General features: G+C 58.0%; 9 protein-coding genes, 1 tRNA gene and 1 pseudogene. 2 read left to right on the forward strand and 9 right to left on the reverse strand.

Annotated features, from left to right (window positions below; translation table 11 throughout):
- Nucleotides 1-86: 86 nt before the first annotated feature.
- Nucleotides 87-596 (forward strand): annotated as a pseudogene (locus NKH91_RS06240) (transposase); the annotation flags it as partial.
- A gap of 381 nt (nucleotides 597-977) precedes the next feature.
- Here NKH91_RS06240 and NKH91_RS06245 read toward each other — a convergent pair.
- Entirely contained in the window at nucleotides 978-1,694 is a 717-nt protein-coding gene (locus NKH91_RS06245; protein ID WP_352884084.1) for a pentapeptide repeat-containing protein, read from the reverse strand.
- Between the two features lie 982 nt (nucleotides 1,695-2,676).
- Nucleotides 2,677-3,993: a tyrosine-type recombinase/integrase gene (locus NKH91_RS06250; protein WP_352884081.1), complete on the reverse strand. Its 1,317-nt coding sequence runs from the start codon at nucleotides 3,991-3,993 to the stop codon at nucleotides 2,677-2,679.
- Nucleotides 3,994-4,151: 158 nt separating this feature from the next.
- Between NKH91_RS06250 and NKH91_RS06255 the strand changes: the two genes are divergently transcribed.
- Nucleotides 4,152-4,216 (forward strand) — tRNA-Arg (locus NKH91_RS06255).
- 493 nt (nucleotides 4,217-4,709) lie between these two features.
- Here the strand turns inward: NKH91_RS06255 and lpxD are convergent.
- The 7 genes from lpxD to NKH91_RS06290 form a co-directional block, all read right to left on the reverse strand.
- The gene (gene lpxD / locus NKH91_RS06260) at nucleotides 4,710-5,789 is read right to left on the reverse strand and encodes a UDP-3-O-(3-hydroxymyristoyl)glucosamine N-acyltransferase (protein WP_352847282.1); all 1,080 of its coding nucleotides are present in this window, start codon (nucleotides 5,787-5,789) and stop codon (nucleotides 4,710-4,712) included.
- 134 nt (nucleotides 5,790-5,923) lie between these two features.
- A complete protein-coding gene (locus tag NKH91_RS06265; RefSeq protein WP_352847279.1) occupies nucleotides 5,924-8,020 on the reverse strand; it encodes a DUF3313 family protein in 2,097 nt (698 codons plus the stop codon).
- A 459-nt stretch (nucleotides 8,021-8,479) separates the two neighbouring features.
- Entirely contained in the window at nucleotides 8,480-10,060 is a 1,581-nt protein-coding gene (locus NKH91_RS06270) for a GMC family oxidoreductase (protein WP_352847276.1), read from the reverse strand.
- 222 nt (nucleotides 10,061-10,282) lie between these two features.
- On the reverse strand, nucleotides 10,283-10,774 hold the full coding sequence (locus tag NKH91_RS06275; protein WP_352884076.1) for a class I SAM-dependent methyltransferase: 492 nt from the start codon (nucleotides 10,772-10,774) through the stop codon (nucleotides 10,283-10,285).
- Between the two features lie 231 nt (nucleotides 10,775-11,005).
- On the reverse strand, nucleotides 11,006-11,872 hold the full coding sequence (locus tag NKH91_RS06280) for a MipA/OmpV family protein (RefSeq protein WP_352788873.1): 867 nt from the start codon (nucleotides 11,870-11,872) through the stop codon (nucleotides 11,006-11,008).
- 225 nt (nucleotides 11,873-12,097) lie between these two features.
- On the reverse strand, nucleotides 12,098-13,057 hold the full coding sequence (locus NKH91_RS06285; protein WP_352847271.1) for an aspartyl/asparaginyl beta-hydroxylase domain-containing protein: 960 nt from the start codon (nucleotides 13,055-13,057) through the stop codon (nucleotides 12,098-12,100).
- Nucleotides 13,058-13,423: 366 nt separating this feature from the next.
- On the reverse strand, nucleotides 13,424-14,215 hold the full coding sequence (locus NKH91_RS06290) for an antitoxin Xre/MbcA/ParS-like domain-containing protein (RefSeq protein WP_352515605.1): 792 nt from the start codon (nucleotides 14,213-14,215) through the stop codon (nucleotides 13,424-13,426).
- Nucleotides 14,216-14,447 lie beyond the last annotated feature (232 nt).

Consider the following 14,447-nt stretch of genomic DNA (forward strand, 5'->3'; position numbering starts at 1 on the left):
GTCCAGAAGTTCCTTCTCAATAGCCATGCGATGATTCTCTCCTTTCCATCATCATGGCCTCGCGCACAGAATTCCCGACAGTCCCCAGGCAGAAGAACCTGACCATCCCGCTTTTGAAGCGCCAGGCCGAGCAGCGGCTCAGGCAAATCACCACCCAGATCAATGCGATCGACGCCGAATGTCGTACGCTGGTCGCCCGCGAGCCAGATCTTGTCCGTCGCTTCGACATCCTCACTAGTATCCCAGGCCTTGGCGAAGTCACAGCCTTCGCCATCATCGCCGACATGCCGGAGTTGGGAACCCTTGCCAACAAGCAGGTCGCAAGCCTCGCCGGCCTCGCACCGGTCGATCGCCAGTCGGGGCAGTGGAAGGGCAAGTGCTTCATCCGGGGAGGAAGATCGTCGGTCAGGCAGGCGCTCTACATGCCAGCCCTCGTCGCGGTCCGTTTCAATCAGTCACTCAAGACAAAATACCAAGACCTCCGAGACGGCGGAAAACCTGCAAAACTCGCCATAACCGCCATCATGAGAAAGCTCGTCGTTCTCGCTAACGCCCTCATCAGGGACGACCGGAAATGGTCGCCATCCCTTCCTTGACCAAGACGGATACTCTAGATGCATTCGACAGGCGTTTGACCGACGAAAGCTTAAGCCCCCAAGATGCCGCGGCCTATGTCAAGTGCTGCGAGGCGAGTATGATCGACGCGTTGGTGCCAGGCTTCTGAATGATAATCACGACGATGGTAGTCATTCTCGCGGATACAAGAATTGCTGCCACTTATTCGGACAGGAGCTACCGGTTCGATTGAACCGGTAGCGGTGAACGGAAGGGGCACAAACACCCTTCGGCCGCGATTTCGCCAATAGCAATACTGCAGAAACGTGCCACTTTGGCGGACGATCTGCGCCCTCCGAAGGCAGAAGTTACAGGTTCGAATCCTGTCGGGTGCAGCATTGCCGCAGTTCGCTTGCCGACAACTATTCCTGCTGGAATTGACAGGGCCAATCTTCAGGCCTCGTCAAGCCAGAAGGCAACTCGGTCCGGGCGTCTCCGCAAGCCATGTTGAGCTGCCACTGGGACAGACCCGCCGAATTGGAAAGATCGACACCCTCGATACGGGTCAGAAAGAAAAAGGCGCGGTCAAAGTCTATCGGCGCGGTGAACCTCGCTCCTCGGAAGTCCGCCCGTGCGAGATTGGCAAACGAGAAGCGGCTGCCACTGATATCGGCGTCATGGAACTGCGCACGCCCCAATTCTGCCTTTGTGAAATCAACATTGGTCAGATTGGCGCCCTGGAAATTCGAGCGCTGCATTTCCGCGCTCGCAAACACAGCGCCCTGCGCGTCCATACGGCTGAAGTCGGTCCTGTAGGCCTCGATTCTGTCGAACCGGGCGCCTTTGGCGGTCGAGTCGGCCAGGGAAGCACGCACAAGCGTTGCCTTCTCAAGATTTGCCGCAAGGAGATTGCTGTTCCTGAGGTCGGTCGAAGTGAAATCAACACCGAACAGGTTCGCCCCGCTCAGGTCCTGTCCTTCTAGGATGAGAAGCTTCTTGTCACACTCGTGCCAATTAACGCCAGGCGTCGCGGCTGCGTGGCAATTGTGAGCAGCAGTGGCGTTCTGCCAAGCAAACACAGTGCAAACCGCTAGAGCCAAGCCGGATGCGCCGTAAGCTCTGGTTCGCCTCAAAGTCATTGTTGCTGGACCTCTGCTACTCGCCGACACTCAACCTTACCACATCTGCTGACACTCGAGCCACGGTGACCACCGCCGTCACAGTTAGCGCATTTCTCATATTCAAGCTTTGATGTTGTTCAACCGATCAACCCGCGCGTAGGGCGCGATTTGCGAGCGCCTCCCCATATCATCGGCGGTCCAGCAGAGATTCATTTGTCACCGGCCAGGCGCATCATTCCGTAGGTATGCTTGACTAAGCCGAGGAGAGCGGTCGTTCAGGCTGGCGAAGTCGCGTGCCAAGATTGGCCTCCGCTCTGGACGCTTGTCTCGCTAATTGGGAGCCTGCTCGAGTGCAGACCGCCAACCGCCGGCGTCCGCTGCCGACAAGCGTGAATCCGCTTGGTTCCGCACCGGTCGGTACTTCCCGACGGCGAGGTTGACCCGGCACGGGGTGCTAGTCGCGTATCCTGATTCCGCTGTCGCATGAATCCCACGACTTCGCTTAGCGAGGCCGAAGTTGATCTCTGCCATCTACCAGGTTGAAGCATCAACCCGCATATTTGTGTCGTAAGCTGACGTGCCGCGAATACGCCGTTTTCGGTAGGCGGGCTTTATGGCGGGCGCGCAACCTATTCTTGTATTTTTATCAATGTAAAACAATGTCTTATGGCGGAGAGGGAGGATTCGAACTCCGCGCTTGGAAGAGCGTCCTTCTCGTCTTCACCGTGCAGGCCGGTTACTCTGGGCGGCAGAGTGCCCTTCCGCGCTTCGCCAAACCTGCCGTGGAAAAGGCCTTGCCGTTTTTTCCGGCGGGGCTTTGATCAGATCGCGACTATTAGTGATTTATGCTGGAACTGGTTGCGGAGGTCGGAGTCGGACTTATTTGCGCTGATTAAGAAGCCCCGTCAGCAAACGAATTCGGTGGCCGCACTGTATTGACGGTATCCCTCTCCCGACTCGAACCCCCGAACTCGTTTGCGAATTATTGGCAGCAAGCCGCCTAACCCTTCCCGCTCATCAGTTCAGAAAGCAGGCGCCTGCTTGGAAGTGCGGGCCACGCGAATCTACGGCGCTTCGTTTCTTTCTGTCGCGATTGCCCCGCTTCGAGCATCCGACGTGAGATGACCTCCTGCTGCTGGCGCAGGTGGTCGCTCAGCAGTTTGTTGCGCGTGATGTAACCTGCATTAACACCCGGGATCGAGTGGTTCATCAGAAGGTGGACGTCCAGCTCCGCAACGCCCGCGGCCTGGGCGATGGTGCGGAACGTCTGCCGCAGGTCATTCCCCCATTTCGACAGATCGCTGCGTTTTTCCTTATGCTCGATAATGTGACCGCTTTTGCTCTCGGCTGGGAACAGCCATTCACGCGATTGTTCGCCATAGAGAGCCCGGCCAATGCGCATCACTCGAACCAGGCAGCGGATCATGGCTCGCGAAAGCGGTATGTCGAATGCCTTGACCTCGCCGCCCTTCGGCCTGGGTATGTGCAGGACACGTGCGCGAAAATCGACATGCTCGACCCTCGCCTTCCTGATCGCCTCAGGGCGATGGCCTGAGAGTAACATGAACAGATGCAACTCCCGCCGAATTGGGTTCTTCAATGCCGTGAGTTGGGTGAACCAGTCCTCGAGGTCCGAAAGCCCCAGCGCGGTATTGCGCCGATGTTCGGCATTCCAATCTATGGCTGAGACCGGATTGTCCGCTGGCAGCGTGCGGGCGGCCCTGCGAGCATGATTGTAGACGGCGCACAGCGTTCGCATGCACCCGTTGGCGATATAGGCGCCGTTCTCCTTGGTGAGTTTCTCATGCCGCACGGTCACGATGGAAGGATCGTTGCCGAGCTTGGAAAGCGGCTCGTCAAGCCAATCAGCCAACAGCCGCTCGACGTGATCACGATAGTTGTTGATCGTCCCACCGCTTCGGCCTTTGTTCTTCATATGCCCGTCGCGATAGCGTTCCCAGGCAATGCGCAGCGTGGGGTTCGCAATCGATGGCAAATCAACCGCTGCAACATTGCCGTCCGGCTTGCGTGTCGACGCGCGAGGGTCAACGCCGTTGGCGATCTTGCCAAGAATATCCTTCGCCTTCTTCCGCGCCGCGCGCGTCGTGAGTTCACCAACCTCAGCAACCTTCATTCGGACGGAAAGCCGCTTGCCCGCCTTCCTTCGCTCACCCTGGACAACGAATGTCTTTTGCCGTTTGCCCACAAGCACCATGAAGCCCGGCAGATCGGTGTCACGAGCAAAATATTGGCCCGAAGACGCCGGCTGGAGACGTTCGATGGCGCGGTCGGTGAGGGAGAGGCGAAGGTCTGTCATGAAATTAGTACGGGATTAGTACGGCAATTGCGTCGTGTTCGATCTGGCTCGATCTGTTGGTTTGTCTACCCCATGATAGCCGCTCAGTACGAAAACAGCAACAACTTTAACATGTTAGAACCAGCGCAATCGTACAGCGAGCGGCATTGGGAAACACCAGGAAAGGCGATCTGACAAATTCCTAATCTGTAGGTCACAGGTTCGATTCCTGTCGGGATCACCACTCAGTCACAACAAATACGGCTCGCACCGGGTGGCTCGAAATTCGCTCGACGTATCCGTAGGCTAGGCTGGGCGGTCTCTGAACAGTCGGGCTTGGTCGCCGAGCCGGTCTCTGTTTCTACAGCCTTTTCACGACCTGTCTCTGCAGGTGGTTTCCGTCGTGTTTCAGGAAAGGCCAGGAATTCGCTCAGAGTTCAAGCTAGCCGCCAACGAATTTCTGGCCGGTTGGCCCGAAAGCTGACCTGTTGAAGGTCTGCTTCGGGTTCAAAAAGCTGCCAGTGCCGCCCTTGCGCATTAGAGAACATGAACACCATAGCCGAATCGCGACCGGGAGGATCCGCATTTGGCGCGAAGCCGACCGTCAAGGGTCGCAGAGCATCATTTATGGAACCGTACATCGAATCGCGCGCCCGGCCAGCACCGCCCGGAACACTGGGTTCTATCTGAGCTCAAACAGCCTTGAACAGTCGGGTGAGAATGGGACAGCTACAGAGTCAAGCACCAGTGCGATACTTCGCTAGTTTCCTAAGGGTCGCCTGCTCGCGGAACCATTCTCGCAGAGGTCTGGCGGGCATTCCGCCCCAGCGTTCGCCTGCCGGTACGTCTCTCATGAACCGCGAAGCCGCCGCAAGTTGAGCGCCCTGACCGATGCGCAGATGGCCAGCGATCGCACTATGGCCACCCACCGCAACGTAATCCTCCAGCACGGTCGAGCCCGCGATCCCGACCTGGGCAGTGATGACGCAATGACGCCCGATCCGTACGTTGTGCGCAATCTGGACGAGATTATCGATCTTTGTCCCGTCTCCAATGACAGTATTGCCCGAGCTACCGCGATCGACCGTGCTGTTGGCTCCGATCTCGACGTCGTTTCCGATCGTGACTCGACCGAGTTGCGGGACTTTTACATGTCCTGAGCCGCTCATCGCAAAGCCGAAACCATCCTGGCCTATACGCGCGCCCGCATACACGATCGACCGATCACCTAAGCTGCAATGGGCTATTGAGACGCTAGGGCCGATAGAGCAGTCCCAGCCGATTACCACGTCCGGACCCAGCACCACATGGGCGCCTATTGTGGTGCCGGCTCCGATGAACACCCGATCTCCGATGACAACACCAGGATCGAGCACGACGCCGGCGCCGATCTGCGCCAATGGATGCACAAAACATCCCTCGGTGACATCAGGGCTGCCCAAAAGCGGCGCGGCTCGCAATGCCTCGGGGTGTAGCCGGGCAAGCACCTTGGCATAAACAAGGCGGGGATCCCGGACGGTGATGGGAACCGTGCCAGGCGGCACCAGATGGGCGAAGCGCTCCGTGACAAAGCAAGCGCCGGCCTTGGTGGTGCGCAAGGCGTTCGTGTAGCGTGCATGATCAATGTACGCGATATGCCACGACCGTGCCGTCTCAAGGCTCGCCCCGCTCTGCAGAAGCATGTCTGGATTGGCAGCTACGGGCAGCAGCACTCCCGCCTCTTTGGCGAGTTCGGCTAAAGCTACTCCGCTCGGCTGAAAGATCGGCGGCACGGTCAGGCTCGGTTCATGGCAGGACTGGTTTGGTTTGATTTGCATTCATCAAAGTGTCGGTCGGCCTGTCGGGGGGCAGGGGAGTGCAGGCCGACCGACTTACCGCGGGTCCGCATGCGGACGACGCAGTCCATAAATCCGGATGCCCGGCGATGGAGTTGGTCGATACAAATTCTACTCTAGCTCTGCGGGCGAGCTGGCTTGTCCGTCCAGGACGGCGGCAAACCGAGTTGCCCGCCTGCGAAATCCTTCAGGCCTGGCGACCGACCGAACCTTTCGCAAGCCTGATATTTGGGTTTGCCGCCGAGCCCGGATTTCAGCTTCTGATAAGACGGAAGCTTCGGGAAGCCAAACTTGAATGGTGTTTTGCCCGTGACAAGCATCTTGGAAAAGTCGCTTCCGAAACTCTCCGCCAGAGAGTAGGCGTCGCCAATCTGTGACATCCGCGCGCCTGTTGTCACGAAATTCGCGCCCTTCGACCACACCATCGCAGCCGCCTGTTTTCCATCCTTCGTGGTCGCCTCGGCCTCGACGGCAAGCCCGCCCAGTCCCAGCGGAATCCTCGGGATAGGGACGGAGGAGGACGCGAACGAAGCGCCAATCGACGCCGCGGTCGACAGGCCGGCGACTGTGGCGTTCGTTGGCACAATGCGGGTGACCGTCGCGTGGACGACCAGATCGGCATTTTCTCTGTCGTCCGTGACCACGAAACGATCGCTGACGCCAACGCAAAGCGCGCGGCTGACTACGGTTGCCACCAAGGCCTGATCGGCGGGCTTTATGGAGGATTGCGCTGCGGTTGGCGAAACCAGCGTAGGCTCAATGTACACTGTTTTGCTTACGTTGAGATCCTCGGGGACAGCCTTGTACTCTGCCTTTCTTATTCGCCCGTCGACCTTGGTGAGACCGTCATAGGAGGCCAGCGAGTTGTCCGGCTGGAGTGGCACCGAGGTGCAGCCGGCAACTGCCGATACAAGCAGCGACGGCAGAAGCGCGGCGCCGATCGATCTATGCTGCAGCCGACCGGCAGCCTGGTTTGTATGGAAATTTGGCACTTCGTTCTCCTGTTGGGGCTTGGGGAATGGAGGGAGGCAGGCGGGTGGCTGCTGCATCTGTTTCGCTGGCTGATCGGCAGCAACCTTGTCGGTGAACACGGGCCTGTCTTGCCACAGGCTGCCACGAGCCATTTTTGTGTATCCCAGGTTGTAGACGGCGCGCATGTAGTCCGTGTTGAACGGATCGGTCATGCTGTAGGGGAGCTGCTTGTCGATCGAAGCCACGCGAAATCGAATGCCGTTCTTTTGGGCGTAGACGTAAGTGGCCAGCAGCGCACTGCGGGTCTGTGACTTGACAAGGGTGGAATTCGCCCTGGCCATGACAGAAAACGTATTGTTCGTTGTCGTGGTAAATTCTGGCATGAGCGCATTGTTGATGATGATGTACATGTTGAACTTGAGGTTCTTAGGCAGGACGCTTTTGTCCGAATTGGCTATCCACCCCTCCGGGATCGTCAGGATCTGGGTCGCCGAACCGCCGTCGGAGTGCATTTCTTCAAACGCCTCCCCTCCAGCTTCGGCGCGGATGAGCACGGCCGGATAAATGCCGGGGATACTTGCCGAGGCGATGAGTATGTCCTGGAAGAGTTTCAGCGAACCGGGCCGCCCGCTGCTGGCGATTGCGCCCATGTTCCAGATCACCGCTCTTTGGGAATCGAGGTTGGAGGTCAAAACAAGCAGTCGTCGCCCCTTGCGGTGCTCAGCCGCGATTTTTTTCAGTATGTCTCGCGTCAAATAGCGCACGACCATTTTGCGAAGCGGCTCCTGTTTCAGGAGACTTGCTCCGAAGAGGCCTTTCGGTAGGAAATCCGCATCGACCAACTCCTTGGCGACACCGCTTGTATAGAGATCCACGAGGGGCTGGTCGTAGGCCGAGCCTAGGAAGGCGTAGGGCGCAATTAGCGCGCCCGTGCTGACACCGCTGACCATCTCGAATTCCGGCCGCTGTCCATTGTCCGACCAAGCCTCGAGCGCGCCGACGCTGAATGCGCCTGCGCCACCGCCGCTCGACAGGACGAGGTAGTTGATTTCCTTGTGTCTCGGGATGGGCAACCAGGTTTGCGCGTCGCGCAGTTTCCGGGCCGAATCTGCATAAATACGAATGTCGCTGAACCCTCGGATGCTGGCTACCGTCGCAGCCTTTGGCCCGTAAACAATGCGGTCCGGCGCCAAACAGCCCGCAAGGAAGGCCAGCAGGACGATGGCCACCAGTCGATGCATGTCTACCGCCTTGTCCCGGGCCATCGCCGGAAGGAACCATCAAGGTCTCCACCGGCGGTCGGCATACCCGCGACCGCTGTTCGCAATCGCGTCTGGCGGCATTAATCCCGATTTGTCGTTGCCGTGGGTTTTGTATTGTTAAGAGTTGTTTCGCCCTGCAATCCTCGCCGGCAAACGCTCTGCGCTTAAGAGGCCGCGCCGCCGAGTCGAAGGCCGCGGCCGTCAATGGTTTGACTTTTTGAAGGAACGGGCTCGGCGAAGATCGTCGCACAATGTGCCAATGCCGGGCTGGTACCGCATCTTGCGGTCGGCGGAAGCTATGCGGATGCTTCCCCGGCCGACCTTAGCACCGACTGAGCTGGTGCTGATGGCGGACGTTTCGGCGCTGCCGGTTTGGCTCTTGTTCGTTTGGTTGACTGGAAAGCGCGCCCTTTCCCCACAGGCCGTTCCCGACGACGCTTACGCCAACACCCGGATCAGATCGGCAGAGATCTTCTCCGCCAACATGATCGTGGGCGCGTTAAGATTCGCCGTAGGGATCGTGGGGAAGATCGATGCGTCCACCACCCTCAGATTGTCGAACCCGTGCACTTTTCCGGACGAGTCCACAACACTCCCCTCTCCCCTCCCCATACGCAACGTGCACGAAGGATGATAGCTGGATTTCGCGACCCGTTTTGCCCAGGACAGCAACGTCTTATCGGTGCGACAGGCGACCTGTTCCCCGACCTCGCCCTTGAGCTTGGTCACCATGCTGGGCTGGTTCATCAAGTCGCGCAGCTGCCTGAGCGCGACAACCGCCAGCTTCCTGTCATGCTCTGTTCGTAGGTAGTTGAACCGAAAGGCCGGGGGAGCAAAAGGATCGGCGCTACTCAGCCAAACAAGACCCGTGCTTGTAGGCCGCTGAAGGCTGACAAAGCACTGAAACCCTGGGGCAATGCTGATTTCGCCGGCGCCGAAGCTCGATCGCGCCGCAAGACATTCTATCTGCACATCGGGCCGGCTCACCGTCTGGTCGGACGATAGCATGGCTCCTACCTCGAAAAGACCTGAGGTCCCCGGGCCGCGCCGGGATAGTAGCCATTCCAGACCCGGCGTAAGTCCTCCACCAAAGGGCAGGGTTTGAGCGGCCGACTCGCGGGAATCCTTGACTTCATATTCAACACAGAAACAGATGTGATCGCTTAATCCCTGACCAACTGCCGGCAAGTGAGAGACGACCGGTATGTCTAGCTGTCGCAAATGGTCCGCATGTCCGACACCCGACAGCATGAGCAATTGCGGCGAGACTAATGCTCCTGCGCAGCAAATGGCCTCCTGATGGACCGGGATCGTGATGCGGGTGCGGTTTTTAACTACCTCGACCGCAACACAACGATGGCCTTGGAAAATGACGCGAACTACGCGCGCGTTGAGCAAGACATCCAGATTTGGCCGGACCGGCCGATTGTGGAGATAGGCGAAGGACGCACTCATTCGGCGCCCGTTGCCGATGTTGTGTTGGATGCGATGGACGCCGCTTAGATAAGCCGCGTTGTGGTCGTGATTCACGCCGTGACCTGCCTCCACGCCCGCGGCAAGAAAGGCCTGGAACAGAGGATTGTCGGCTTTGGAACGCTCAACCTGAATCGGGCCTTGGCCTCCCCTGAACCGGTTGTCGCCACCCTCGAAAGTCTCAGACATTTTGAAGAACGGCAGAACCTCATCGTAACTCCAACCCTGAACGCCATAGCTTGCCCAACTGTCGTAGTCTTTCCTGTTGCCGCGCGTCCAGTTCATGCGACCGATAGACGAAGAGCCTCCCAACACCTTGCCGCAGGGTTGATAGACGCCGACGTCCTGGCCCCTCCTCATCTCGGGCATACCGAAATATTTCCAGTTATACCGATCGCTTATCAACGGAAGACCTATGGCCGCAGGCATGCTTCCATCGATCGACTGGTCGGACCCGCCCGCCTCAATGAGAAGGACCGTTCGGGCAGAATCCTCTGCCAACCGGCTGGCCACCACACTACCGGCCGAACCAGAGCCGATGACCACGTAGTCGTATCCTCCTTTCCTGGGGGACCGCACAACTTGGATCATCTGGGTTCCCTCGATCCATGGTTAAACGGCCTGGCAACCCTGCCCAACGGGGAAGGCCACCATCGCGTCGACGGTGCGCCTGAGCTGCTGCAGGATCAGGTTGTCTTCAGAGCGGCCAGCCGCTGACGTCCGCAGTTTGATGTGGGCTGGGTCGGCGGTGGATGGCTGACGACAAGCTCATCGTTCACTCCCGATCGCGTCCGATCTTCTGGCGATCCGGTAAACCTGCGCAGGCGGCGCGTTTGCGAAGACCCATTCCATAAACGTCGCCTCAAGCCCGATCCGGTCGAGAACGGTGTCAGGTACTGGGCACCGCCAGCCGTAAGTGAACTGATAGACGGCTCCTCCCGGCCGAAGAATGTGAAAAGCGCCGTACAGAATGGCGAACACACGCCAAGCCGGCATAGTAAAAAGCGGGAGGCTGCTGATCACCGTGCCTATTTTCTCCCCGTCAAAGGGATTGCATCGCCGCAACTCCGTTGCGTCGATATCCAGCAACGCGGCAGCGGGGAACTGCCGACGTAGCACGCGGGCAAGGGACGCAGCGTTTTCGACGAGCGCAATGCGCTGCTGAGGCACGCCGCGTATGATAAGCTGTCGGGTGAAGACACCGGTTCCGGGCCTAAGCTCAACCACCGGAGACTGCGCAGAACTTATTTCGCGAGTCATTGCCACTGCCAGAGCTCTCCCGGAAGGCACGAGCAAGGCCGTCCGGAAGGTATCCGACATCCAGGTTCGAAATAGAGTAGTAGGATCCAACATTGCGGAGCTCCGCATACCGACAGGCAATATTTGTTATCCGTAAGCCTAAGGCGGAAAACGCCGATCAGGCAGCAGAGTTAAGGGCCGGTGCTGGCCGGAAAGTGTCGAAGGGGTAGCGCGGGAGTTAGTACGGAAGTCCTAGAACCTATAGCCCGCCATGAGCATCCCTGAAGGCTGCACTGTTTTCCGAACAATCGGACTGTCCTTCGCGTCGCCCGTGAGGAAGCCAACCCCTGCCTGCCCGCGCACAAACCAGTTTTGAGATGCCATGTACGTTACCGAAGCTTCGATATCGAAGCGCTTAAGCCCTGCACCTGCATCGTACTGCCGCAACCCCGATCTTGCCGACTGCAGAGCAGTCACCCCAAAGTAGCTTTGCATGTGATTTTTGTCTGCGAAGGTCGCCGACGCGCCCGCAGAGAGAATAAATGCGTTGTAGTGATGGGAAACGTTTGCGCCGATTTGACCAATCAGGCCGTCACTGCCCCCGAACGTCCTGTCGACAGATGTATAAATTTCCATCGGCCCCATTTCGTATGAGATCTGCGCTCCGACGACGCCGCCGCCGTCAATGTCACCGAGGCCTTTCAGGTGCTTGGAGTCCTTTTCCTTTCGCCCTCCGCCTATGTCATAGCCGCCCTTCACCGAGACCTTGAAACCGTTGGATTCTAGCACATCGATGCTCAGGCCGCCCGGATCAATGGTAAGACGACCAATGGTTGCGGAGATCATCGGTAGCGGGACGAGTTCGAACTCATCGGATCCTTCGTATTTTGGCGCGTACATAGCTCCGGCGGCAAGCATCACGTTCCAGTCGGCAAGCTTCTGGCGTATGGGGCCGTACCGTCTCTCGTCGACAGCATCCGCAGAGGGCACTGTTGCAGCCGCTTCATTCTCGAACGGTTCAGCTGCGCCTGCTTGGAACGGCAAAAAAGCCACTGCTGAGAGGCTCGTGGCGACAAGAGCATCCCGCGAGCGGGTTGAGCGAGACTTTGTGGCTGGCATGCGAATCGTCTCCTGGGGATGGTGGAGGTATTCAAAGACGGCAAAAGGGAAGCCCGACACAGTCGTACCTCCAGCGCACGCACTATCTCGGACTACGACATTGCTTTGGGTTTAGTGATGTTAAGACATGTTGCGGCTCGACCCGTCTGGGTTGCTATGGCGGGGTAACAATCGCGCGGCCTTCGCTCAGATCACGCACATCAGGAGCCAACTAAAAACTGTGCTTTAGACGAGTTGGCTCAGCAACTGTGCTACACCGGCAATCAGCCCCAACACCAACAGCAACAGCGAGGTATTCACCGACCATTTGATGACGAGGTACAAGGGGCGGTTCGTCGACTTCAGCGCCCTGGTGCCTGCTAGGAACGGCGCGAGCCCCGCAAAGACCCTGTTAGCGAAGCCACGATGGTCTTCCGGGGTATTAGGCACCACCGTGGCTCGTGTCAGGCCTTCGTAGAAGAAATTGAACACTGCACCCACCGGGTTCAAGGGCCTTTTGACATCGCACATGAGGATGAGCCGATCGCAGTCGGTATCGTTGCGCACGAAGTGCAGGTAGGTCTCATCGAACATGATGGCCTCGCCGTCGCGCCAACTCAACTTGCGGCCATCGACATTGATAAAGCAGGCGTCGGAGTTCGGGGTGACAAGACCGAGGTGGTAGCGCAGTGACACGGCGATCGGATCGGCATGCCGTGTCAGTTGCGCGCCCTTGGGAAGATAGGCAAACATCGCTCCATGGACGCTTGGCACGCTCTGGAGGATCTGGACCGTCTTGGGGCAAAGGCGTTTTGCTGAATGGTGCTCATATCCGTACCACTTAATGTAGAAGCGGCTCCAGCCGTACTTGAAGAACGTGCGGAAGCCGACGTCATAGGTTCCCGCCGTGCCCGGTCGTTTGGTGGCGTCGAAGTAGTTCTGGCGCAGCAGTTCAAGGCCTTCCTGGCGAATGGTGTGCCAGTTTTGACGCAGCACCTCGAGTTCAGGAAAATCGGCCGGGTCGAGAACAGCCCTTGATCCGTGCGGCAGCGTTGTCATGTACAAGGCACAATTCAACGGCGAAAAAATTGGCCATCCCTTGCGGATGTATTCAGACAGGCTTTCGTAGCGAACTTCACCCCGGAAGCGGTAGACGTACACGGTGCTCGCGGCCACTAGCGTGACCATGACGACAAGAATTAGCATGAGATTTGCCCAGAATGCGCCAGTTGCCGCGATGTTGAGATGCTTCCGTTGCGCCGACCCAAGTCAGACACTTCAGAATGTGTTCATCCGAGGCGCGCTCGCACGTTCGGATGGCGGCATTAGTCCAGATTCGTCGTTGCATTGGATTTTGTGTTGTTAAGAGTTGTTTTCGGTCCAGACGATTCATCACGGACGGTCGCCGGACGACCATCCGGCCGATGAGGGCCGGAGCCAAACCTTGCTCGAAATGATCTGCTATGCTGGGAGCGTGCTTGCTATGGCCGCTTCGGCCTACGACTTTCGCCTGACATCACTCGCTGCGCGGGGGATTCCAAGCTTCAACTTTCGCGTTCGACGAATGATCAGCTAAAACGAACGTTTGGCAGCTATCACGACTTCGTCGACTAGGTCTCGTCTCAGCAAATCGATGGGAATACTGCCCTCGAGGTAAGGTGAAGGGCGAACGAGCCATGACCACGCAAGCCTTGGCTGCTTTGCCAGCGCGAACACTTCAGGTATTCCGGCAACGGGTCTGCCGTCAACGAACTGGGCCAGCGGGAACACGTGCCGGCCGAGGCCCTTGCGCAATGCGATAACCTGGTTGCGTTTCTGCCAGCGGTGCAACGTCGATCTCGGAATCTGCAGATTTTCCTCGAGGTATGTTGGCCCGACAACCGCGCCTGCCCAGTCTTCAAGACGCATCGTGGCAACATCGGCGAGTCGCCATCGCGTCAAATAGGGTTCAGACTCTCGCCCCGCATTCACTCGCGCCAAATCGGCATTTGTTTGTTCAGACGGCCCTGTGCCCCTGGATACATTGTCACGAAGAAACTCCGTCTTGCGCCTGAATTCGGTTACGGGCTCGAAGTAGGTAACAGAGTCCGGTTCGCGCGTTGCGCCGCCGAGCTCGCTTTCGTTTCCCGAGCTTGCCACCGCACCTTCTATTACCTGCCTGACGTCCGTAGTCTCGTGATCATAGGTCACCATGCAACCCCAGCGATACGGGCTTGGGCCTCCGGGATGATCCGCGCAACGGAAACTGTCCGCGCTGATAACACCCGGAACCTTCATCACCTTGTCGCGATACAAATATGCGCGCTGATCATCATCGGACCCCATCAAGGCTTTAGTCAGGATGATCAGCTTACGAGAGCTCATAATCGGACCTCTATTGCGATTTAGGTGGAAACCTTTTTAAAATAACGGTCTCAATTGCTTTTTAAAGCAATAATTTGTTTGAATAGATTTAGAAATATTTTCGGATATTTCCATTCTTTTCGATTTTGATCGAGCGTTTCCACCATTGCCTCTCTGACCTAGAGCGCCTCAGATGCCGTTGCTTTGCGGCGATTGAACGAGAGGGCCGGGCCCCTGGTCGAGCGCTACCGCG

It is taken from the genome of Mesorhizobium sp. M0894 (assembly GCF_040319725.1).
Classification (GTDB): Bacteria; Pseudomonadota; Alphaproteobacteria; order Rhizobiales; family Rhizobiaceae; genus Mesorhizobium.

Bases quoted from the DNA above. Each gene is read 5' to 3' on its own strand.
- NKH91_RS06245 (WP_352884084.1), bottom strand. From the start codon at position 1,694: ATGACTTTGAGGCGAACCAGAGCTTACGGCGCATCCGGCTTGGCTCTA.
- NKH91_RS06250 (WP_352884081.1), bottom strand. From the start codon at position 3,993: ATGACAGACCTTCGCCTCTCCCTCACCGACCGCGCCATCGAACGTCTC.
- lpxD (WP_352847282.1), bottom strand. From the start codon at position 5,789: ATGCAAATCAAACCAAACCAGTCCTGCCATGAACCGAGCCTGACCGTG.
- NKH91_RS06265 (WP_352847279.1), bottom strand. From the start codon at position 8,020: ATGCATCGACTGGTGGCCATCGTCCTGCTGGCCTTCCTTGCGGGCTGT.
- NKH91_RS06275 (WP_352884076.1), bottom strand. From the start codon at position 10,774: ATGACTCGCGAAATAAGTTCTGCGCAGTCTCCGGTGGTTGAGCTTAGG.
- NKH91_RS06280 (WP_352788873.1), bottom strand. From the start codon at position 11,872: ATGCCAGCCACAAAGTCTCGCTCAACCCGCTCGCGGGATGCTCTTGTC.
- NKH91_RS06285 (WP_352847271.1), bottom strand. From the start codon at position 13,057: ATGCTAATTCTTGTCGTCATGGTCACGCTAGTGGCCGCGAGCACCGTG.
- NKH91_RS06290 (WP_352515605.1), bottom strand. From the start codon at position 14,215: ATGAGCTCTCGTAAGCTGATCATCCTGACTAAAGCCTTGATGGGGTCC.